At 74.9% G+C, this 21,288-nt stretch carries 17 protein-coding genes; 12 read left to right on the top strand and 5 right to left on the bottom strand.

Annotated elements, in window-relative coordinates:
- Window positions 1-210 precede the first annotated feature (210 nt).
- The 3 genes from GA0070216_RS27840 to GA0070216_RS27850 are packed head-to-tail and all read left to right on the top strand — an operon-like array spanning window position 211 to window position 5,020.
- Entirely contained in the window at window positions 211-2,064 is a 1,854-nt protein-coding gene (locus GA0070216_RS27840; protein ID WP_091252226.1) for a GTPase domain-containing protein, read from the top strand.
- 17 nt (window positions 2,065-2,081) lie between these two features.
- On the top strand, window positions 2,082-3,740 hold the full coding sequence (locus GA0070216_RS27845; protein WP_091252292.1) for a GTPase: 1,659 nt from the start codon (window positions 2,082-2,084) through the stop codon (window positions 3,738-3,740).
- A gap of 53 nt (window positions 3,741-3,793) precedes the next feature.
- Complete coding sequence (locus GA0070216_RS27850) at window positions 3,794-5,020, top strand: hypothetical protein (RefSeq protein WP_091252228.1); 1,227 nt, start codon at window positions 3,794-3,796, stop codon at window positions 5,018-5,020.
- A gap of 127 nt (window positions 5,021-5,147) precedes the next feature.
- On the opposite strand, the gene GA0070216_RS27855 is transcribed toward GA0070216_RS27850, so the two are convergent.
- Both GA0070216_RS27855 and GA0070216_RS27860 read right to left on the bottom strand, forming a co-directional pair.
- Complete coding sequence (locus GA0070216_RS27855) at window positions 5,148-6,059, bottom strand: NAD(+)/NADH kinase (RefSeq protein ID WP_091252231.1); 912 nt, start codon at window positions 6,057-6,059, stop codon at window positions 5,148-5,150.
- A complete protein-coding gene (locus tag GA0070216_RS27860; RefSeq protein ID WP_091252233.1) occupies window positions 6,056-7,165 on the bottom strand; it encodes an SPFH domain-containing protein in 1,110 nt (369 codons plus the stop codon). Before GA0070216_RS27860 ends, GA0070216_RS27855 begins: the two co-directional genes overlap by 4 nt.
- 76 nt (window positions 7,166-7,241) lie before the next feature.
- Between GA0070216_RS27860 and GA0070216_RS27865 the strand changes: the two genes are divergently transcribed.
- The gene (locus GA0070216_RS27865; RefSeq protein WP_176739166.1) at window positions 7,242-7,928 is read left to right on the top strand and encodes an NUDIX hydrolase; all 687 of its coding nucleotides are present in this window, start codon (window positions 7,242-7,244) and stop codon (window positions 7,926-7,928) included.
- Between the two features lie 136 nt (window positions 7,929-8,064).
- Here the strand turns inward: GA0070216_RS27865 and GA0070216_RS27870 are convergent, their stop codons facing one another.
- Window positions 8,065-8,883 carry a phosphatase PAP2 family protein gene (locus GA0070216_RS27870; RefSeq protein WP_425413201.1) on the bottom strand — a complete coding sequence of 273 codons (819 nt, stop codon included), beginning with the start codon at window positions 8,881-8,883 and terminating at the stop codon, window positions 8,065-8,067.
- The gene (locus GA0070216_RS34755; RefSeq protein ID WP_091252238.1) at window positions 8,880-9,851 is read right to left on the bottom strand and encodes a hypothetical protein; all 972 of its coding nucleotides are present in this window, start codon (window positions 9,849-9,851) and stop codon (window positions 8,880-8,882) included. Before GA0070216_RS34755 ends, GA0070216_RS27870 begins: the two co-directional genes overlap by 4 nt.
- 492 nt (window positions 9,852-10,343) lie before the next feature.
- Between GA0070216_RS34755 and pdhA the strand changes: the two genes are divergently transcribed.
- The 6 genes from pdhA to GA0070216_RS27900 all read left to right on the top strand — a co-directional run bounded on the left by pdhA (window position 10,344) and on the right by GA0070216_RS27900 (window position 17,835).
- Window positions 10,344-11,522 (top strand): pyruvate dehydrogenase (acetyl-transferring) E1 component subunit alpha, encoded by a 1,179-nt coding sequence (pdhA, locus tag GA0070216_RS27880; RefSeq protein WP_091252241.1) that lies wholly within the window; start codon window positions 10,344-10,346, stop codon window positions 11,520-11,522.
- Entirely contained in the window at window positions 11,522-12,511 is a 990-nt protein-coding gene (locus GA0070216_RS27885) for an alpha-ketoacid dehydrogenase subunit beta (protein ID WP_091252243.1), read from the top strand. Before pdhA ends, GA0070216_RS27885 begins: the two co-directional genes overlap by 1 nt.
- A 5-nt stretch (window positions 12,512-12,516) precedes the next feature.
- Window positions 12,517-14,022 carry a dihydrolipoamide acetyltransferase family protein gene (locus GA0070216_RS27890; RefSeq protein WP_091252244.1) on the top strand — a complete coding sequence of 502 codons (1,506 nt, stop codon included), beginning with the start codon at window positions 12,517-12,519 and terminating at the stop codon, window positions 14,020-14,022.
- Window positions 14,023-14,240: 218 nt separating this feature from the next.
- On the top strand, window positions 14,241-14,378 hold the full coding sequence (locus tag GA0070216_RS34760; protein ID WP_176739167.1) for a hypothetical protein: 138 nt from the start codon (window positions 14,241-14,243) through the stop codon (window positions 14,376-14,378).
- A gap of 342 nt (window positions 14,379-14,720) precedes the next feature.
- Entirely contained in the window at window positions 14,721-17,510 is a 2,790-nt protein-coding gene (locus GA0070216_RS27895; protein ID WP_091252247.1) for an LppU/SCO3897 family protein, read from the top strand.
- 112 nt (window positions 17,511-17,622) lie between these two features.
- Window positions 17,623-17,835, top strand: coding sequence for a hypothetical protein (locus tag GA0070216_RS27900; protein ID WP_091252249.1), 213 nt, complete (start codon window positions 17,623-17,625; stop codon window positions 17,833-17,835).
- A gap of 48 nt (window positions 17,836-17,883) precedes the next feature.
- Here the strand turns inward: GA0070216_RS27900 and GA0070216_RS27905 are convergent, their stop codons facing one another.
- Complete coding sequence (locus GA0070216_RS27905; protein ID WP_091252251.1) at window positions 17,884-18,864, bottom strand: DUF2690 domain-containing protein; 981 nt, start codon at window positions 18,862-18,864, stop codon at window positions 17,884-17,886.
- Window positions 18,865-19,167: 303 nt separating this feature from the next.
- Here GA0070216_RS27905 and GA0070216_RS27910 point away from each other — a divergent pair, with 303 nt between their 5' ends.
- On the top strand, window positions 19,168-19,947 hold the full coding sequence (locus GA0070216_RS27910) for a hypothetical protein (RefSeq protein WP_245722768.1): 780 nt from the start codon (window positions 19,168-19,170) through the stop codon (window positions 19,945-19,947).
- Between the two features lie 50 nt (window positions 19,948-19,997).
- Entirely contained in the window at window positions 19,998-20,876 is an 879-nt protein-coding gene (locus GA0070216_RS27915) for a transglycosylase SLT domain-containing protein (RefSeq protein ID WP_091252255.1), read from the top strand.
- Window positions 20,877-21,288: the final 412 nt, after the last annotated feature.

The following is a 21,288-nucleotide window of genomic DNA, read 5'->3' on the forward strand; positions in this document are numbered from 1 at the left end:
TCGCTTCCTCGCTTCGTTCGTTACGGGTGGGCAGGTCAGAGGGCCTGCCCGGGGGGGCCGCCCGTAGCGACCACACCACAAGTTGAGTGAACTTGACTCAATAGTGCCACGCGATCGCCAAAGCGCAAGTCGAGTTGAGCCGACCCGACGCAACCTGACCGTTACTACCCTCCGGTTGTCTCCGTTGCCTCGGTCGGGCACGCTTTAGCGGTGACGACGCACGGCGATCCCGCCACCCGGTCCGGCGCGCCCACCGTCGCCGCCCGCACCGGGCCGTCGGAGACCGACGAGACGCCGCCCGGCCCCACCGGAGACGGCCTGCCCGCCGCCCTCACCGGCCTGCGGGCCGCGATCGGCGCGGCCCGGTTCCCGCTGGCGCTGCCCTCGGCCGAACCCGCCCGGCACACCGGCCGGACGCTGACCGACCAGCTCGACGACTATCTGCTGCCCCGGCTGGCCCGACTCGACGCCCCACTGCTCGTGGTCGTCGGCGGCTCCACCGGCGCGGGCAAGTCGACCCTGGTCAACAGCCTGGTCCAGGCCCGGGTGAGCGCCGCCGGTGTGCTCCGCCCCACCACCCGGTCCCCGGTGCTGGTCTGCAACCCGGCCGACTCCGCCTGGTTCCGCCAGGGTGAGCTGCTGCCCGGCCTGACCCGCACCAACGAGCCCAGCGAGGACCCGGGCACCCTGCAGCTGGTCACCGCGCCCGCGCTCCCACCCGGGCTGGCCTTCCTCGACGCCCCCGACATCGACTCGGTGGTCGACGCCAACCGGGCCCTCGCCGGTCAACTGCTCGCCGCCGCCGATCTCTGGCTCTTCGTCACCACCGCCGCCCGGTATGCCGACGCCGTCCCGTGGGAGCTGCTGCGCACCGCCCGCTCCCGGGGGGCCGCGATCGCCATGGTGCTCGACCGGGTGCCACCCGAGGCCGCCGACGAGGTCGCCGCCCACCTGTCCGAGATGCTCGCCGCCCAGGAGCTCGGTGCGGCACCGCTGTTCGTCCTGCCGGAAACCTGGGTCGACGGCCAGGGCCTGCTGCCCGACCGGGTCACCGCCCCCCTGGGCAGCTGGTTCGCCCGGCTCGCTGCCGACGCCGAGGCCCGGGCCGCCGTGGTCCGGCAGACCCTGGACGGCGCGCTCGCCTCGCTGCACCCCACGGTGGAGATGCTCGCCGACGCGGCCGACGAGCAGGTGGCCGCCGCCGACGCGCTGGACGACCGGGTCCGGGCCGCCTACCGGGGCGCGCACCGGACCGTGGCCGAGGGGCTGAAGGACGGCCGGTTGCTCCGCGGCGAGGTGCTCGCCCGCTGGCAGGAGTTCGTCGGCACCGGCGAGTTCTTCCGGACCCTGGAGGCCCGGATCGGCCGGCTGCGCGACCGGGTCGTCGCCGCGGTCACCGGCCGGCCCGCCACCCCCGCCACCGACCTGCGCAACGCCATCGAGTCGCAACTGGTCACCCTGCTGCGCGGGGTCGCCTCCGAGGCGGCGGAGAGTGCGTACACCGCCTGGAAGGCGAACCCGGCCGGGGTCGCGCTGCTCGACCCGCCGCTGGCGCACGCCTCGGCGGACCTGCCCGAGCGGGCCGAGCGGCTGGTCCGGGACTGGCAGCGCGGGGTGCTGGAGCTGGTCCGGGAGGAGGGCGGCGACCGCCGGTTCGTGGCCCGGACGGCCGCGTACGCGGTCAACGCCACCGGGCTGGCCGTGATGATCGCCGTCTTCGCCTCCACCGCCTTCATCCCGACCGGGCTGGAGGTGGCCACCGGGGCCGGCACCACCGTCGCCGCGCAGGCCGTGCTCCAGGCGATCTTCGGCGACCAGGCGGTGCGTACCCTCGCCGCGAAGGCCCGGGGTGACCTGCTGGAGCGGGTCCGCGCGCTGCTGGACGAGGAAGCGGCCCGTTACCTGGACCGCACCGACGCGGCCCGACCCGGCGCGGAGGCCGGCGCGGGGCTGCGCCGGGCCGGCGGCCGGGTCGAGGTGGCCCGGCACCGCAGCGGCCTCGCCGACCGGGCCGGTCAGGCCCTGCCCATCCCGACCCCGACCTCCGAGGACGGCTCCCGGTGACCAACATCGTCGGCCGGATGCGCGAAGCGCTCCGGGGTGACCAGCGTGTCGACGCCGATGCCCTGGTGGCCCGCCTCGACGCGATCCGCCGGTTCCTCGACGCGGTCGACGGCGAGGTGCCCGACACCCGGCTGGTCGGCGCGCACACCCTGGTCGAACGGGCCGGCACCCGGTTGTCGCTGTCCCGGGACCACACCGTGGTCGCGTTGGCCGGCGCCACCGGCAGTGGCAAGTCCAGCCTGTTCAACTCCCTGGCCCAGATGGAACTCTCCCCGGTCGGGGTCCGCCGGCCCACCACCGGTGTCGCGCACGCCTGCGTCTGGGGGCCGCTGGACGGGGGCAACCGGCTGCTCGACTGGGTCGGCGTGCTGCCCCGGCACCGGTTCGTCCGGGAGAGCGCGCTGGACGGCGACGACGAGTCGGCCCTGCACGGGTTGATCCTGCTCGACCTGCCCGACTTCGACTCGGTGCAGCGGTCCCACCGGCTGGAGGTGGACCGGCTGCTCGGCCTGGTCGACCTGGTGGTCTGGGTGGTCGACCCGCAGAAGTACGCCGACCGGGTGATCCACAACAGCTACCTGCGCGAGTTCCACCGGCACCGGGAGGTGACGGTGGTGGTGCTCAACCAGGCCGACCGGCTGCCCCCGGCCGAGCTGCCCCGGGTCCTCGCCGACCTGCGGCGGCTGCTCGACGTCGACGGGCTCGACGGGGTGCCGCTGCTGGCCACCACGGCGGTCGAGCCGGACGGGATGACCGGGCTGCGGGAGGCGCTGGAACGGGCGGTGTCGGATCGGCAGGCCGCGCTGCGCCGGCTCTCCGGCGACGCCGACACGGTGGCGGCGGCCCTGGGTGAACTGGTCGCCGTCGAGGCCCCGGGGCACGTCCCGGACGCCGGGACGGTCCGTGCCCTGGACCGGGCGCTGGCCGAGGCCGCCGGGGTGCCGGCGGTGGCGGGCGCGGTCGAGGGGGCGTACCGGCACCGGGCCGCCGGGACCACCGGCTGGCCGTTGGTACGCGGCTGGCGCAAGCTGCGCCCCGACCCGCTGCGCCGGCTGCACCTGCCCGGCCCGACGACCGATCCGCAGGCCCCGGAGCCCCTGCTCGCGGCCACCTCGCTGCCCGACCCGACGGCCGCCCAGCAGTCCGCCCTCGGGCTGGCCATCCGCGCCGTCGGCGACCGGTCCGGCGGGGAGCTGCCGGCGCCCTGGCCGGCCGCGGTGACCGCCGCCGCCCGGTCCCGGCTGGCCGACCTGCCGGACGCGCTGGACGGGGCGGTCGCCGGCACCGACCTGGGGATGGACCGCCGGCCGTTCTGGTGGCAACTGGTGGGTGCCCTCCAGTGGCTGGTCACCCTCGCCGCCCTGGCCGGGCTGGGCTGGCTGGTGCTCGGCTACGCGCTGCGCGCCCTCGGGCTGCCGGCGCTGGACTACCCCCGGGTGGGTGAGACCCCGCTGCCGACCGTACTCCTGCTCGGTGGGCTGCTCGCCGGCCTGCTGCTGGCCGCGGTGACCCGGCCGGTGATCCGCTGGGCGGCCCGACGGGCCCGGCAGCGGGCCGAGCAACGGCTCACCGAGGCGGTCGCCCGGGTCGGCGCGGAGTACGTCCTCATCCCGGTCCGGGCCCTCCTCGACCGGTACGCCCTCGCCCGCTGCGCCTGGCAGGACGCCACCCGTTGATCGCCGCCGCCGGCGCGGGTGTCCGGGGCGGCGCGGCGGCGTAGGGTCGTGCCATGGCCACGCCAAAGACCCCCTACGACGCGGTGCTCTCCGCGGCCCGCGACGTGACCAGGCTGGACTGCGCGCTCGACGCCGAGATGCTCGGCACGGCGCTGCTGGGCAGCGTCTACGCGATCGCCGAGACCGACCGGGAGGCGGCGGTCCGGGAGTTCGTCTCCGGTTTCCTCGCCGCCACCTCCCGTCGCCGGACGGCCGCCGCCACCACCATCCGCCAGGTCTTTGCCGCACTGGTGCCGGACGCCGAGGGCGCGGCGAAGGTCCGCCCCGGCGCGCAGGCCCCGGCCTGGGCCGGCCAGCTCGGCCGGGTCCACCTCACCGGCACCTGGTCGTACGGCGACGTGTACGGCGACCAGACCTCCTATCTGGCCACCTTCGCCTACGACGACGAGCTGGGCGGCCCGGAGCACGCCCTGGTGGCACTGGTCGACCACAACATCGGCATCACCAAGGACGTCTTCGTGGGCGGGCCGGCCGAGCGGATCCTGGAGCAGGTCCGGCAGATGTGCGCCGACGACGACCTGACCTGGTTCCGGGAGGAGGACCCCGCCCGGATGCACGGCGAGGTGGGCCGCCACCTGGCGATCACCGACGACCTCGGTGACCTGCCCGCCGAGGGTTCTCTCGCCACCGACCGGGCGTTGGTCGGGGCGCGGTTGGCGGTGCTGCCCGAGGCGAGCGCCGGGACCGCCGGCTGGGACGCCCAGCCGCTCAGCACCGACGAGCGCACCACGCTGGTCCGGGCCTTCCTGGCGTCCCGCGAGGCGGCCCGCCACGGGCTGAACACCCTCGACAGCGACGCGGAGCTGGCCTCGCTGCACTTCTGCCTGGGGCTGCTCTTCGACCACGCGGCGAGCTTCCCGGACGCCGACCCGCTGCGCTGGAGTCCGGCGGTGGCCGGGTTGTTCCTGCTCGACTGGGTGCACCGGCGGGCCGTGCTCGACATGGACGACGCGGCGCTGCTGCCCCGGGTGCTGCGCGCCTGGGCGGCGTTCGCGGCCCGCCGGCGGGGGCTGCCCGAACGGGCCGGCACCCAGACCGACGAGGCGATCGAGGAGCTGGTGCCGGAGTTCGCCCGGCTCTATTCGACAGGCGAGCGGCGCAGCCCGGCGACGGCGGCGGTGGCCCAGTTGATGGCCGACGGCATCGACCCGGACGACCCGGTCGCCCTGGACGCCTGGATCGAGGCCAACCGGCAGCGTCTCGGCGACGACACCCCCTGACGGTCCGGGGAGTCGTCGCCCCGGGAACGCGCCGACGCCCTGCCGGGTCAGCCCGGTCCGGGTCCGATCCGGGGTGGCCGGCGGCCGGGGTCCGGCGCGGGCCCACACGACCGGGGGTGTCCGACGCTCACGGCTCGACCAGGGCCAGCCGGCCGGGGGCGACGTCGAGGCGTACCCGCTGGCCCCAGCGCAGCGCCAGCCGGTCGGCCTCCAGCCCGTCGGCGAACGCCACCAGGCCGTCGGACTCGGCGGTCAGCTCCAGCGCGTCGGTGCCGTCGAGGCGGCCGGCGACCAACTCGACCCCGGTGACCGGGGAGGGCCACGCCTCCCGCACGTACCAGCACAGGGCCGGCTCCTCCGGGGCGGGGGGCGGGGCGGCGGCCGGTCGGTCCCGGGCGATCGAGGCGCACCAGCCGGTGGCCCCGGTGCCGGTGCCGACGACCACCCCGGAGGACGACTGCCGTTCCCGCCGGGGCCGGCCGTCCCCGGCGACGTCGAGCAGGTAGCGGGCCGACTGGTGGGAGGCGTGCCCGACGTACACCTCGTTGAGGCCGACCAGCTCCTGCCCGTCGTCGAGGGTGGCCCGGACCATGGCCCGGTGCCGCAGCGGCGCGGCTCCGGCGGCCACCGCCGGCAGCAGCCCGGCCACCTGGTCGCCGGTGCACCGGACCAGCACCCCGGCGTTGCGGCCCGGCTCCGGGTCGACGCCGACGACGGGCTGCCCGGTGAGGTACTTCGCCACGTTGGCGACCAGGCCGTCCGGGCCGACGGCGACGATCACGTCCTCCGGGCCGAACAGGAACCGGGGCAGGTCGTCCCGGTCGACCGTGCCACGCCGCCAGTCGGCCGGGACGGCGGCCCCGACGGCGGTCAGCGCCGCCTGGAGGGCCTCGTGCCGGTCCACCACCTCGGCCAGGTCCCGACCCCGGGCCCGCAGGTACCACTGGGCCGCCGCCCGGGTGCCGTGCCGGGCGAGCAGTTCCTCCAGCTCGCTGCGGCGGCGGACCACCACCACCCGCGGGGTCAGTGTGCCGCTCACCGGTCGACCGTCCCGGTCGGCCCGGTGAGCCGGCCGAGCAGGTCGGCCAGCAGGTCCGGGGTGACGGTCAGCTGGCCGATCGGCGGGAGCTGGCCGGCGAGTTCCCGGACGGTGAGGGCTTGCAGCACCCCCGGCGGCAGGGTGGCGTACGTGGCCAGCTTCGCCGCCTCCGCCTCGGCCTCGGCGGCGCCGACGGCGCGTACCGTCTCGGCCTTGGCCAGGGCGAGCAGCCGCTCCTTGTCGGCGGCACCGGCGGCGAGCAGTCGTTCCTTCTCTGCTTCGGCGGTGGCGAGCACCTGGGCGCGTTCGGCGGCGGCGGCGTTGGCGACCTGCTCCCGCTCCGCCTTGCCGTGGGCGGTGGCCAGCTCGGCGGCGGCGTCGAGTTCGGCCCGGCGGCGGGTGTTCGCGCCGTGCTGCTCGACGAGCTGCTGTTCCCGGCGGGCCAGCTCGATCTTGTTCTGGAGTTCGTTCTCGGCGATGCCGCGTTCCTGCTCGACGGCCTGCGCCCGGCGGGCGTAGGTGGCCCGGTCGGCCTGCACCTGCACGGCCTCCCGGGTGGGGGTCTGGAGGGCGCGTTCCAGCTCGGGCTCGGGCCGCACGGCGACCACCCGGGCGCTGACCACGGCCACCCCGATGTCGGCGAGCCGGGGCTCGGTGTCGAGCGCTGCGGAGACCGCCTCCCGGATGGGGGCGATCGTGGTCAGCGCCTCGGCCAGCGGGACCCGGGCGAGCAGGTCGAGGGCGGGCTGTTGGGCCAGCTCGGCCAGCAGCGTGGCGACCTGGTCGAGCGGTCGGGACCGGGTCTTGCCGGTGCGCGGGTCGATCGAGAAGTCGAGCCGGGCGGCGGCCAGCGTCGGGTCGGCCACCCGGTAGGTCACGGTGGCCTGGACGGTGATGTCGGCGAAGTCGCCGGTGCGGGCGTGGAAGAGCAGGGGCAGCTCCCGGTCGTCCACCGGCACCTCGCTCAGCACGGCGGTCAGCGGCCGGTACCAGAACGACTGGCCGGTCCCCTCCCGGCGGACCCGCCCGTCGACGTGCAGCCGCACCCAGTTGGTCGGTGTCCCGCGCAGGTGGCGCAGGAAGAGTCGTCTCGTCACGTCGGCCATGTCTCGCGCCCTCCCCTTTTTCGTCGTCTCGACGATAACCTCTCTGATACCTTATCGTCAAGGTGGTGATAAAGAGATGACCGACTACCCGCCCTTCGCCGTGACGGTGGACCTGGTGGTGCTCACCGTGCGCGCCGACGAGCTGCACCTGCTGCTGGTCCGCCGGGGCATCCCGCCGGACCGGGGCCGGTGGGCGCTGCCGGGCGGCTTCGTCGGCATCGACGAGGACCTGCCCGACGCCGCCGTCCGGGAGCTGACCGAGGAGACCGGGCTACCCGAACCGGCCGGCCACCTCGAACAACTCGGCACGTACGGCCGGCCCGACCGCGACCCGCGTGGACGGGTGGTCACCGTGGCCTGGCTGGCCCTGCTGCCCGACCTGCCCACCCCGGTGGCCGGCTCGGACGCCGCCTCGGCCGCGTGGGTGCCGGTCACCCGGCTCACCCCCGGCCAGCTCGCCTTCGACCACGACCGGATCGTCGCCGACGGCCTGGAACGGGCCCGCGCAAAGCTGGAGTACACGCCGCTGGCCAGCGCCTTCTGTCCACCGGAGTTCACCGTGGCCCAGTTGCGGGCCGTCTACGAGACGGTCTGGGGCACCCGGTTGGATCCGCGCAACTTCCACCGCAAGGTCACCGGCACCCCCGGCTTCGTCAGCCCCGCCGGCCGGGCCACCGAGGGCGACCGGGGACGACCCGCCCAGCTTTTCCGCCGGGGCCCGGCCACCCGGCTCCACCCACCCATGCTCCGCCCCGAATCCTGAACCGCCCGCCGGGCCCGAGGCTCCGACCGGTCGATGCGCAGCCCGGCCACCTGTCACCGGTCCGACCGGCACCGGCACCTGGTGGGACACCGGCTCGCCGGGCACTACTGCCGGCCGCACGGCCGGCAGCGGAGGCTCAGGAGAGCGGCGCGTAGACCAGCCCGGCAACCAGCCCGCCCACCAACGCACCCACCACGACCTGCGCGACGGTGTGGTCGCGCAGCCGCACCCGGGACCAGCCGACCAGGGCGAGCAGCGGCACGGCCGGCAGCAGCCGGGGGCCGAAGGTGAGCACCAGCACCACCAGCGTGCCGGCGGCCACCGCGGAATGGATGGACATCTTCCACCAGTGGCTGACCGCCACCGCCACCACCAGGCCGACCACCCCGGCCGCGACCAGGGCCAGCACCGGACGCGGCGCGCCGAGCGCCGCGAGCAGGGCCAGCCCGACCGCGGCCGAGGCGAGCCCGAGCAGCAGCGGCATCCGTCGCTGCTCGCGGCGACCGAGGTGATGATCGGTGAGTCGACCCCGCCGCACCCCACCCAGGATGTACGCGAACGGGACACCGGCGGCGAAGACCGTGGCGAGCAGCCCCCAGACCAACCCACGCGCCCCACCCACACTGTGCCAGCCGATCACCACGGTCAGCCCGGTGACCAGCACCGCCGGCGCGGTCACCTCGGTCACCAGCCGGGCCACCCGGGTCGCCACCCCCACCGGCACGACCGGCTCGACAGTGGCCGGGACACCCTCGACCGGCGCAGGCCCGGTCAGGTCGGGGGTGGCGGGATCGGTGGCGGCCGGGGGGCGTCGGAAGGTGTCCGCCGGCCGGTCGCCGCCCTCGTCGCGCGTACTCAGCGTTCCGCCCCCGCATCCGTTGCGCCCGGTCCGGCACGCCGGGGTGGTCGACGGGTCGACCGGCGGCGTCCGGGCCACCGCGGCGACGCGGCTCAACCTGCGGCGTCGTCCGTCACCGTACCGTCCGGGTCGGGGGTGTCGTGGCTGGTCGACGCGGGTCCGGTGGGGGTCTGCGACGCGGGCACGGCGGGTGTCTGCGGTGCGGGGACCGGGGTGGCCGACGGACGGGCGGGCGGGATCGACGGGCGGGCGGGGGCCGGTCCGAGGCGTGGCACGGCCCGCACCCCGTCCACCGGGCGGCCGGGGCGGGGCGTGCCGGTCGGGATCGCCGTCGCGGTGGGCCGGGGACGTGAGGTGGGGACCAGGGTGACCGTGACGGTGGGCCGGGGGTCGACCGTCGCGGTGGGTCCCGGTGTCGGGGTGGGCCCGGGGGTCGGCGTGGGCTCGGGCGTGGAGGTCGGCTCCAGGGTCGGCGTGGGTTCCGGGGTCGGCGTGGGGGTGTCGGAGGGCGCCGCGGTCGGCGACGGCTCCGGTGGCGGCTCGGAGAGGGTCGCGGTCGGCTCGGCGCTCGGGCTCGGTTCCGCGCTCGGCGTGGCGGTGGGGGTGGGGTGGGACGGGGCGTTGGGCGCAGACGTCCGGCGGATCGGCCGGGGCGTGGTGGGTGCCGGCGGGGGTGGAGCGGGGCGGTGGGCGGAGCCGCCGTCGACGGCGGCCGGGGCCGGAGCGGCGGCCGGAGCGGGCGGCGGTGCACCGGTCGGCGGGAGGGCCGGCTGACCGGTGGCGGGCACCGGGACGACGACCGGACCGACCGACGGGGTGGGCAGGAACGGGGTGCCGCCGTCCGGCAGCGCGGTGCTGCCCACGGTGGCCGAGCCGGTGCTGATCGCGGCGAGCACCGGCATCGAGGCGGCCCCGGCGAGCAGGGCGACGGTGAACAGGTAGCCCCGGTGCGGCCCGCCGGGGCCGGGGGCACGGTGGACGCCGATCATCCGTCGGTAGCTGCCACCGCCGGCCCGGTGCCGACCGAGGAGGGGTACCGGAGGACCGTCACCTGGCTCGGACACCGCAGCACTCCCTCGTCGACCTGGACGCGATCATCGGTGAGTCGCCCGACAAGAACGGACATTATGCGCTAAACACCCACCAGCACTGGTCAGCTTGACCCAGTGACGCCCAGTTCACCAGCCAATACAGCGTGTCGACACACAAAAAGTCCGTCACCGCGCGGCAGCCCCGCGACAAAAAGTCCACGCGTCGTGAAGCGGACGTAACGCCACCGGCGGGAGGGCCATACTGTGGGGCCGCTCACCTCCTCTGCAATCATTCAGGCACGACGGCAACGCAGCCGCACCTCCGCGTACCCCGTGGCAGGCGTGACTGGTGGCCGACGCTCCCGAACCGGGTTCGACCCATGGATCCGGCTCAGGCCGTGCGGCAACCCCCACCGGGGCTAGGCACGGCCGCCAGGAACCAGTCCGGCAACAGCCGGGCCGGCGCACGTTGTGCGCGGACGGGTGACCCCCCGGCTCGGGCACAGACACGACAGGGAGAGACGGATGGCAAAGGGCGACCCTGCGGTCTCCAGCCGCGGCCGGCGAGCCACACCCCGGTCCCGGCGAGCCGCCGCGACCGGCGAGCCGGAACTCGTACAACTGCTCACCCCCACCGGCGAGCGGATCGAGAGCGCGACCGGCCCGGACGGCACCGAGTACCGCGTCGACTTCACCGACGAGGAGTACCGCGGCCTCTACCGTGACCTGGTGCTGGTCCGCAAGCTCGACGCCGAGGCGACCGCGTTGCAGCGGCAGGGCGAGTTGGGCCTCTGGGCCTCGCTGCTCGGCCAGGAGGCCGCCCAGGTCGGCTCCGGTCGGGCGCTGCGCAGCCAGGACATGGCCTTCCCGACCTACCGGGAGCACGGCGTCCTCTACTGCCGGGGCATCGACCCGATCATGCCGCTCGGCCTGTTCCGCGGCGTCGACCAGGGCGGCTGGGACCCGAACGAGTTCAAGTTCAACATGTACACGATCGTCATCGGGGCACAGACCCTGCACGCGACCGGGTACGCCATGGGCGTCCACATGGACGGCAAGACCGGCACCGAGGACGGCGAGGCGGTGATCGCCTACTTCGGCGACGGCGCCACCAGCCAGGGCGACGTCAACGAGGCGTTCGTCTGGGCCAGCGTCTTCAACGCCCCCCTCGTCTTCTTCTGCCAGAACAACCAGTACGCCATCTCCGAGCCGCTGGAGCGCCAGACCCGGGTCCCGCTCTACCGGCGTGCCGGTGGCTTCGGCTTCCCCGGCGTCCGGGTCGACGGCAACGACGTGCTCGCGTCGTACGCGGTGACCCGGCACGCGCTGGACAACGCCCGGCTCGGCCAGGGCCCCAGCCTGATCGAGGCGTACACCTACCGGATGGGCGCGCACACCACCTCGGACGACCCGACCCGCTACCGGATCGCCAGCGAGGTCGAGGCCTGGCAGGCCAAGGACCCGATCGCCCGGATGAAGGCGTTCCTCTACAAGCAGCAGATCGCCGACGACGCGTTCTTCGCCGAGGTCGACGAGCAGGCCCGCACCGAGGCGGTACACCTGCGCGAACGGGTGCTCGAACTGCCCGACCCGGCACCGGTGTCGATGTTCGACCACGTCTACCCGCACGGCTCGCCCGAGCTGGACGCCCAGCGGGCCCGGTTCAGCGCCTACATGGAGTCGTTCGAGGGGAGCGTGCACTGATGGCCACGGAGACGCTCACCCTCGGCAAGGCCCTCAACACCGGCCTGCGCCGCGCCCTGGAGAACGACCCGAAGGTCGTCATCATGGGCGAGGACGTCGGCAAGCTCGGCGGCGTCTTCCGGATCACCGACGGGTTGCAGAAGGACTTCGGCGACCAGCGGGTGATCGACACCCCGCTGGCCGAGTCCGGCATCATCGGCACCGCCGTCGGCCTGGCCATCCGGGGTTTCCGGCCGATCTGCGAGATCCAGTTCGACGGCTTCGTCTACCCCGCGTACGACCAGATCGTGTCGCAGGTGGCCAAGATGCACTACCGGTCGCAGGGGAAGGTCACCATCCCGATGGTGATCCGGATCCCCTACGGCGGTGGCATCGGCGCGGTGGAGCACCACTCCGAGTCGCCGGAGGCGTACTTCGCGCACACCGCCGGGCTGAAGGTGGTGACCTGCGCCAACCCGCAGGACGCGTACGTGATGATCCAGCAGGCCATCGCCTCGGACGACCCGATCGTCTTCCTGGAGCCGAAGCGGCGCTACTGGGAGAAGGGCCCGGTCGAGTTGGACGCCCCGTTGTCCGGGGCGTACCCGCTGCACTCCGCCCGGGTGGTGCGGCCGGGCGCCGACGCGACCGTGCTGGCGTACGGCCCGATGGTGCGGACCTGCCTGGAAGCGGCGACCGCCGCCGCCGAGGACGGCCGGGAGCTGGAGGTCGTCGACCTGCGCACGCTCTCCCCGCTGGACCTGACCGCCGTCTACGAGTCGGTGCGGCGCACCGGCCGGTGCGTGGTCGTCCACGAGGCCCCCGGCAACCTGGGGCTGGGTTCGGAGGTCGCGGCCCGGATCACCGAGGAGTGCTTCTACTCCCTGGAGTCCCCGGTGCTGCGGGTGACCGGCTACGACACCCCCTACCCGGCCAGCCGGGTGGAGGAGGAGTACCTGCCCGACCTCGACCGGGTGCTCGACGCCGTCGACCGCACCTTCGGCTGGTGAGCGCGATGTCCCGGATCAAGGAATTCAACCTGCCCGACCTGGGTGAGGGCCTGACCGAGGGGGAGATCCTCGCCTGGCTGGTCAAGGTGGGCGACGTCATCGAGCTGAACCAGCCGATCGTCGAGGTGGAGACGGCCAAGGCGGCCGTCGAGATCCCGGCGAAGTGGGCCGGTGAGGTGCGGTCGATCTTCCATCCGGAGGGGACCACGGTCGAGGTCGGCACCCCGATCATCGCGATCGACACCGACCCGGGTGCCGGGCCGGTGCCGGAGTCGACCACCGCCGCCGCGTCGGCGGACCTGCCCACCCCGTCGGCCGCGTCGCTGGCCGCGGTGCAGGTCGCGCCCGCCGAGGGCATGGTCGAGCCGGGTCTGATCGGCGGCGTCGCCCCGGGTGGGCGCACCGCCGTGCTGGTCGGCTACGGCCCGCGCAACGGGCCGGCCAAGCGCCGGCAGCGCAAGGACGGCCCACCCCAGCAACCCGCCACCACCCCCCGGCCGGCCGCACCGGCCCAGGTCGCGACGCCGGTTCCGGCCGCTGCGGCGGCTCCGGCGTCGGTCGCTGCGGCGGCTCCGGCGTCGGTCGCGCCGACGGTGAACGGCAACGGCCGGACGGGTGGCCCTGTGCTGGCGAAGCCGCCGGTGCGCAAGTTCGCCAAGGACCTCGGGATCGACCTGGCCACGCTGACCGGGTCGGGTCCGCTCGGTTCGATCACGCGCGACGACGTACAGCGGGCGGTGGACGGGAGCACGGTGGTGGCCGAGCCGCTGGCGGCGACGTCGCCGACCACCTCGGCCGCGAGCTTCGGCGCGGACCGCGAGCAGCGCATCCCGGTCAAGGGGGTACGCCGGCTCACCGCCGAGAACATGTCCCGCTCGGCTTTCACCGCCCCGCACGTCACGGAGTTCCTGACCGTGGACGTGACCCGGGCGATGAAGGCGCTGGACCGGCTGCGCGGGCGGCGGGAGTGGCGGGACGTCCGGGTCTCGCCGTTGCTGCTGGTCGCCAAGGCGGTGCTGCTGGCGGTCCGGCGGCACCCGATGGTCAACTCGACCTGGGCCGGCGACGAGATCGTCGTCAAGGAGTACGTCAACCTGGGCATCGCGGCGGCCACCGAGCGTGGCCTGATCGTGCCGAACATCAAGGACGCCGGCCGACTCACGCTGCGTGAGCTGGCGGATGCGATGACGGGTCTGGTGCAGACGGCGAAGGCGGGGAGGACCTCCCCGGCGGACATGTCCGGCGGCACCCTGACGATCACCAACGTCGGGGTGTTCGGGGTGGACACCGGCACCCCGATCCTGCCTCCGGGCGAGTCGGCGATCCTGGCCTTCGGTGCGGTACGCGAGCTGCCCTGGGTGCACAAGGGCAAGGTCAAGCCACGCCAGGTGACCACCCTGGGGCTCTCCTTCGATCACCGGATCATCGACGGCGAGTTGGGTTCGAAGTTCCTGCGGGACATCGGGGACTTCCTCGCCGACCCGGAGGCGGCGTTGCTCGCCTGGACCTGAGGTCCGTGACGTTCCGGCGGCGGCCGGTGTGCCCAGGGTGAACGCCCGGCACACCGGCCGCCGCCATTGGGGGAAGAAATAGTGACCCAGATCCCTCGTTGACCTACGATCCTTAGGCCCGTGTTACAGCTCACCTACTAATCGATGGCGATCGGCGACAGGGGGTGTTCAATGGAGTCATCAGGGGCTGACAACCGAATAGCCGAAGGAAAGACACCATGAGCATGATCGAGCGAATCCGCACCCGTCGTGACGCCAACCGTCGGGCCCGTGCCATCGAGCACGCGCTGCGCTCCACCAACTCGCCGGCAGTCCGCGAGGAGATCCTCGCGATCGCCCAGCGTCACATGAGCTGACCCGGGACAGACTTTTCTCTCCCTCCTCCAGATCGATGACCCGCCCGGGCCCCGGGCGGGTCATCGGCGTTCCAGGCACGCTGAGACCGGGATTCCGCCTCGCCACGACGCCCGGTACGGTGGTTCCGGTCGCCACCCGCCGACCTGGACACCGATCGCGCCGGATCAGAGCCGATCGACACCGTCCAGTGACGTGGAGTGACGGCCGGTGCTCCCTGGGTGCCACGCGCGCGAACCGGATACCGTGCGGGGAGCCCGCACGGCCGAACCGCCGGGCACCGGCGACACGGCCGACCGGGCGGACGGCATCGGCGGCCGACATGTGATGGAGGAGGCGCACCCATGACGTCCGAGGGCCAGCACCGCCCCGGCCAGGAGCCGGACGAGGTGCCGCCGGGCTCCGGTGGACCGGTGCCGTACGGCGACCGACAGCCGCAGCAGGACCCCGGGTACGGCACCCCCGCCACGCCCGACCTCGGCTGGGCGCCGCCACCCCCCACCGGCCGGGGCAACCCGACCGGTCCGTCCTGGACGCCCCCGGCCCCGCCCGCGGCCTGGGGCGGTGCGCAGGTTCCGCAGCAGTCCGAGCCCACCGAGGCGTGGACCCCGCCGGCCCGGCCGACACCGCCCACCGAGGCGTGGACCCCGCCCGCCGGCCCGCCGCAGCCCGCCTGGGCCGGGCAGCCTGAGCAACCCGCCTGGGCCACCGCCCCCGCGCCGGCCGCCGGGAACCCCGACCCCTCCCCGCAGCCCGCCTGGGCACAGTCCGAAGAGCCCGGTTGGGCGCAGTCCGAGCAGCCCGCCCCCGCCTGGGCGCAACCCGAGGCCGGCGCCCGGGGTGCCGCCCGGGTGCCGCAGCCCGACAATCCGGCCGGCGGCGGTTGGTCCACTTCGGCCGATCCGGCCCCGACCTCGCCCGCCGGTTGGTCGGGCCAGGACGCCGCGCAGCAGGAGGCGACCCCCGGCGTCAACGGCTGGGGCACCGCGCCCGCGCCGCAGCAGGACGAAGCGACCGGTGCCGGCGGCTGGCAGGCCGACCGGGCCGACACCCCCCAGGGCAACGGCTGGCCGGCCGACGGCCGGGCCGGGACCGACCCGGCGCGAGGTGGCTGGCCGGCCGACCCCCGGGACGCGCCGGGCAACTCCGGCGGTTGGGCCGCCGGTGCGCCGGCCCACCCCGACGAGACGCCCCGCTCCGCCGGCCGGGCCTCGGTGCCCGTACCACCGGCCACGCCGGAGCCCGCGGACCAGGCGGCGTGGCCACCGCCGGAGACCGGTGGCCACCCGGGCGCTCAGGCGTCGTCGACCAACGCCCCGGGTGCCGAGGGCTGGTCCACCGAGGACGACCGGCAGCCACAGTGGGGGGCACCGGACGAGCCCGCCACGGCCCGTTGGGAGGGCCGCCGCGAGCAGCCCGCCCTCGATGCCTGGCCGGCCGGCGCACCGACCCGCAACGCGCAGCCGCACCAGGACGACCCGGCGCCGGGCCAGGAGTGGCCGGCGCCGCAGGCCGGCTCCCGGGGCGCCGCCTCCGTACCCTCCCGGGAGGACCGCCCGGAGGCCGGGGCGACCTGGGCGACGCCGGAGCTGCCCGCGCGGGCGTCCGCGTCGGTGGCCGCGCCGGACGGCCCGCCCGCCTGGGCCGGTGCCGCCGGTGACCACAACCCGCCGCAGCGGGCGGGTGCCGAGCGCCCGGCCGTGCCGGACGCCGAGCCGTGGGCACCCGGGCAGGCGTGGGGGCGTCCCGAGTCCTCCGGCCAGCCCGCCGAGGGCGGCTGGGAGCCTCGACGCAGCGAGGACCAGCCGATCTACCAGCCGGGGCCGGCCCCCGGCATCTCGCCGGCCAACGCGGTGCCGCTCCCACCGCAGGAACAGCGCGTCCCCGGGGCCAGCCTGGCCGCCGCACCGCCGGCCGACTACGTCCCGCCGGCCCAGTTCGGTGGGCCCGTCGAGCAGCAGTCACCCGGCCGTGAGGCAGCGGCATGGGGCGCGGCGGAGCAGCCGCAGTTGCCCGCCGGCCCGGCGCTGCCCGCCCAGCGACTCCCACCCGAGTCCGAGAGCGCCGGTCGCGCCTCGGTGCCGGCTGCCGACGCCGGGGAGTCCGGTGCCGTCGGCCGGGCCTCCGCCAGTGCGTCGGTACCCATGGCCAGCCGGGTCGTCCCCCCCAGCGACCAGGCGGCACGTCCGGCGGGCCCGGCCGTTCCGCAACCGCGGGTGTACGGGCGACCGACCCGCCCGGAGCCGGCGGAGGAGGCACCGGAGCACGACGACCACCGGCCGGAGCACGACCCCCGCTTCGCCGACCAGGACCGGAGCCGGTTCGACGGTGCCGAGCAGCCCCGGTTCGACGAGCCGGAACGCTCCCGGTTCGACGAGCAGGACCGGACCCGGTTCGACGACCAGGACCGGGCGCACGGCTTCGGTGCCGAGGCGCCCTCGTCCGCGCCGCCGGCCGCCCCGCCCGCGTTCGGCGGCGGCATCCCGGCCTTCGCCGACCCGGCCGGCAGCAACCGGCCGATGAACGGCACCCGCCCGCACGGGCCGACGGACCGGCCGGCCGAGTCGTACGGCGCCGGCCCGACCAGCGGCGCCCCGGCCGGTGCCGCACCCGTGCCGGGGTACGGCCACCCGGCGCACGACCCGGTGCACGGCGGGTACGCCTCACCGTTCCCGCCCGCCGGGCAGCAGTTCCCGGCTGCGGGTCAGCAGTCCGGCCCCGCCGGTTGGCCGGCGGAGCCCGAGCAGGAGCAGGGGCGTTTCGACGCGTTCAAGCCGGACCCGGAGCCGGAGCAGAAGGCCGAGCAGCCCACCCCGAAGGTACGCAACGGGCGGGTGCTCGCCCTGGTGCTGATCGTGGCGGTGCTCATTCTGGCCGTCCCGCTGGGTCTGCTGATGCTCCTCGGCAAGGTCGGCTCGGACAACGAGCCGGCCCCCTTCAACCCGGCCGTCGGCTCCTGCGTCAAGCAGTCCGGCGAGAACGCGAGCGCAGCGGGCTGCGGTGAACCGGGTGCCTTCACGGTCGTCTCCAAGGTGGACGCCAAGGAGAAGTGCACCGACCCGACCCAGCCGCACGTGGTGCTGCCGGGTGGCGGAGTCGACCGGGTGCTCTGCCTGAAGCCGGCCGGCCAGTAACGGCGTACCGACGGCGGGGCACGGTCGACCGTGCCCCGCCGTCGGTGTTTCGGACTTCGCGGGCTGGGCAGTCTATGGGGCACATTGACGTAGCCCGAGGAGGTCACCCCCCATGGCAGGCACCGAGAACGAGGTCAACCGCAGCGCTCGCAGCGGTCGGTTCGTCAAGGAGAGCACCACTGAGCGGGACCCTCGGCACACGACGACCGAGCAGGTCGGCAGTGACGGGGAGCAGGAAGTCCACCGCAGCGCGAGCACCGGCCGGTTCGTCACGGAGACCACCGCCGAGCTGCACCCCTCGACGACCGAGACCCAGCACGTCTGACTGACGAGCCACCACCACTGCCCTCCGCGCCCGGCGCGGAGGGCAGTGTCATGTCCGGGCGTCGAGCTGCACGCAGGGGGTCCGTGCGCTCGCCAGCACGCTGCGGTTGTCCGCCGCCGTGATGTCGACGGTGACCGACACACAGCCCCGGGTGGTCCGCAGGACGTTGCCGAACACGCTGTACACCTGGCGCTTGACCATGAACGGGTAGTCGAACCGGGTGATCCCCCCGTCGGACGGGCGGGTGGCGGACAGCCGGATGGTCGCCCCGGTCGGGACCCGTTCGGTGGAGACGAACAGCGGCCAGGCCGCCCGGCAGCGCGGCGAGTAGCGCAGCGTCAGGCTCCCATAGGTCGGCTGCTTCGGGTCGGGGTCCGGGACCGGGACGGTTTCCGCGCTGACCGCGTCGACCTGGCAGCGTTCCTCCTGCGGGTCCGCCCCGTCGGCGGGTGGAGCGGCGGTGGGTGCCGGGATCGACGCGTCCACCGGTTGCTCCGCCTGCCGGTTCGACCGGGAGCCCGCATCGGCCAACAGCGGCACGACCGAGCCGGCGACCAGCACGGTGAGCCCGGCCGTCGCGGCCAGCGCCCACCGGGGCACCGCCGGCCGCCGCGTCGCCAACGGCTCCGGCACCGGCGGCTCTGACGCCGGCGGCGTCGACATCGGTGGCTGCGGCTGCGTCGATGGCTGCGTCGGCGGCTGGCCCGGTCCGGCAGTGCTGGGCTCGGCGGCCCGGCTCAGCTCGGCCTCCCGGTGCCAGCGGGCCCGCCACGCCGCCTCGTCGCCGCCGCAGGCCCGGACGAACGCCATGGTCAGCTCCAGCGACGGCAGCCGGCCACCGGACAGCACACCCGCCAGCGCGGTGTGCGAGTAGTGGGCGGTCCCGGACATCTTCCGGAGCGACGGTTGCCCGGCATCGCGTCGGAGCCGGGCGAGATCAGCGACGAATTCGTGGTGTCGGGCGTCGCCGTCGTGGTGTCGGGCGTCGCCGGGGACCTGCCCGTCGACTCGTCCGCTTCGCCCCGTCATGGACCCTCCCCTGCGCGTAAACCCTGGTGTCAACGTCTGTCATGCCAGTGCTTTACAGGCGGGCGTCAGGACAGGATCGTCCCCGGAGCAGCCACCCGCCGGATAGGTGCCGCTGAATATGATCTCACGGGGAGTGTCGGGCCCGGCACGCATCCGAACGGCTCGAAATCGCGTTCGCCCCGGGGATACCGGATCGCACGAGTCACCGTCCGACGGGCACACCGCGCCGATTCCGGGGCGGTGCCGAACTCTCGACAGGAGAACCGCGTGTACCAGCCGAACGGTACGGATACCACCGGCAGCATGCCCCGTCGGGCACTGCCGAGACTCGTCGGGCGGGTCCTCACCGCCTGCGCAGTCACGGCGGTGGTCCTGGTGGGCACGGCCGCGCCGTCGTTCGCCGGCATCTCCGGCTACAGCGTCGCCGGCACGGGCGGCGCCGGCCTGACGGTGCGCACCAGCCCGTACGACGCGAACGCCAGCTCGGTGGCGCTCCTCGGCGACGGCACCGGGTTCGTCGCCGAGTGCGCGGTACGCGGGCGCAACATCTCCGGCAACTCCGTCTGGCACCGGATCAGCTCCCCGGCCAGCGGTTGGATCAGCGACTTCTACACCAACACGCCGGGGTTCAACCAGTACCTGCCCGGTGAGCCGGAGTGCTCCACCACCCCGCCGCCCACCGGCACCCGCGAGGACCGTGCGCTGGCCTGGGCCCGGTCGGTCATCGGCCAGGCGTACACCAACGGGGACCTGGGCGACTCCAACCACCAGTGGGACGGCTGGTGCGACAACTTCGTCGGGCACGCCTACGGTCGGGCCGCCAGCGGCTACGCGTCCGCGATCGTGCACTACAACTCGCTGTACTCGCGTGGCCTGATCCGCACCACGGGCACCCCGCCGGCCGGCGCGCTGGTCTTCTACGCCGCCGCGTCGATCAACGGGTACTACGGCCACGTGATGCTCTCCGAGGGCAACGGCAACTACATCACCTCGGCGGCCACCGTCCGTCGCGTCTCGCTGACCTGGCCCGGTGCGCCGTACCTCGGCTGGTCCTACGCCGACCCGGAGTGGACCGGGCGCTGACGCCCCCACCCGGCCCGGCTCCCCTCCGGTCGTCCGCCGAAAGGATCATGATGCGTCTCCCCCTTCCGCTCCCCGCACTCCGGCACGGCCGGCGGGTGCGACTGGCCCTCGGCCTGGCACTGGTCGCCGTCGTCGGCGTCAGCACCGTGCCCACCCCCGCCACCGCCGCACCCGCCACCGCCGGCCCGGCCGCGCACGCCGCGTCGGCCCCCCGCCCGACCGACCAGGCCACGGCAGCCAGCGTCGGTGGTCCCGCCACCGGCGCGAAGGCCAGTCGGGTGGGCGTCAACGCGGTCGGCATCGACCTGTGCGCCCAGGTCGCGTATGCCGCCGGGTTCCGGAACAACCCACTGGTCACCGCCGTGGCCGTCGCGATGGCCGAGTCCTCCTGCAACCCGTCGGCGGTCGGCAGCAACGGCCCCACCGCCGGCTGCCCCAACGGTTCGCTGGACCGGGGGCTGTGGCAGATCAACAACTGCTACCACCCCACCGTCAACGACACCTGCGCGTACACCGCCCAGTGCAACGCCAACGCCGCCTACAACATCTCCAGCGGTGGCAGCAACTGGCAGCCCTGGTCGACGTACAACAACGGGGCGTACGCCGGTTATCTGTCCGCCGCGCAGGCCGCCGTGGCCCGCCTCGGCGGCGGCGATCCGCCGGTCGGCGTGACCGGCACCATCCTGGCCAACCCCTCGCTCAACATCCGCACCGGGCCGGGCACCACCTACGGCATCGCCGGTTCCGTCAACTACGGCGCCACCGTGAAGATCGCCTGCTACACCTTCGGCGAGTACGTCAGCGGCGGCTACTGGCCGTCGTCCACCTGGGACCGGATCACCAACACGGCGACGGGCGTGACCGGCTACGTGGCCGACACCTGGGTCAACACCACCTACGACGTCAAGACGATGGTCGGTCGCTGCTGACCGTCCCGTTCGGGGCCGCGCGGGCAGGGTCGAACCCTCCCGCGCGGCTCCGTCGTGACCGCCACCCCCCGTCCTGCCCGCCACCCCCCGTCCTGCCCGCCGTCCCCCGTCCTGCCCGCCGTCCCCCGTCCTGCCCGCCGTCCCCCGTCCTGCCCGCCGTCCCCCGTCCTGCCCGCCGTCCCCCGTCGTGGCGGTGGCGACCCACCGCCCTTCCGGGCGCGGCGGCGACCCTCACCTCGCCCCTCCGGGCGCGGCGGCGGCGACCCACACCATGTCCGGAGAGCGGTATACCTGACAGGCATAAACATGACTGACAGGCATACCGGTGTACGCCGGCATCACTCCCCGGCCCCGCGGCGGCCGGCAATCGCGGCTCTCGCTCACGTTCCCGGGACCGGTCGGTGTTACGGTC

Origin of the sequence: Micromonospora matsumotoense (genome assembly GCF_900091525.1) — a bacterium.
Taxonomy (GTDB): domain Bacteria; phylum Actinomycetota; class Actinomycetes; order Mycobacteriales; family Micromonosporaceae; genus Micromonospora; species Micromonospora matsumotoensis.

What these genes read in the sequence shown, in the direction of transcription:
- GA0070216_RS27915 (WP_091252255.1), top strand. Translation starts at nt 19,998, where the DNA reads ATGCGTCTCCCCCTTCCGCTCCCCGCACTCCGGCACGGCCGGCGGGTG.
- GA0070216_RS34760 (WP_176739167.1), top strand. Translation starts at nt 14,241, where the DNA reads ATGAGCATGATCGAGCGAATCCGCACCCGTCGTGACGCCAACCGTCGG.
- GA0070216_RS27860 (WP_091252233.1), bottom strand. Translation starts at nt 7,165, where the DNA reads ATGGCCGACGTGACGAGACGACTCTTCCTGCGCCACCTGCGCGGGACA.
- GA0070216_RS27905 (WP_091252251.1), bottom strand. Translation starts at nt 18,864, where the DNA reads ATGACGGGGCGAAGCGGACGAGTCGACGGGCAGGTCCCCGGCGACGCC.
- GA0070216_RS27845 (WP_091252292.1), top strand. Translation starts at nt 2,082, where the DNA reads ATGCGCGAAGCGCTCCGGGGTGACCAGCGTGTCGACGCCGATGCCCTG.
- GA0070216_RS27885 (WP_091252243.1), top strand. Translation starts at nt 11,522, where the DNA reads ATGGCCACGGAGACGCTCACCCTCGGCAAGGCCCTCAACACCGGCCTG.
- GA0070216_RS27910 (WP_245722768.1), top strand. Translation starts at nt 19,168, where the DNA reads ATGCCCCGTCGGGCACTGCCGAGACTCGTCGGGCGGGTCCTCACCGCC.
- pdhA (WP_091252241.1), top strand. Translation starts at nt 10,344, where the DNA reads ATGGCAAAGGGCGACCCTGCGGTCTCCAGCCGCGGCCGGCGAGCCACA.
- GA0070216_RS27890 (WP_091252244.1), top strand. Translation starts at nt 12,517, where the DNA reads ATGTCCCGGATCAAGGAATTCAACCTGCCCGACCTGGGTGAGGGCCTG.
- GA0070216_RS27850 (WP_091252228.1), top strand. Translation starts at nt 3,794, where the DNA reads ATGGCCACGCCAAAGACCCCCTACGACGCGGTGCTCTCCGCGGCCCGC.
- GA0070216_RS27895 (WP_091252247.1), top strand. Translation starts at nt 14,721, where the DNA reads ATGACGTCCGAGGGCCAGCACCGCCCCGGCCAGGAGCCGGACGAGGTG.
- GA0070216_RS27900 (WP_091252249.1), top strand. Translation starts at nt 17,623, where the DNA reads ATGGCAGGCACCGAGAACGAGGTCAACCGCAGCGCTCGCAGCGGTCGG.
- GA0070216_RS27865 (WP_176739166.1), top strand. Translation starts at nt 7,242, where the DNA reads ATGACCGACTACCCGCCCTTCGCCGTGACGGTGGACCTGGTGGTGCTC.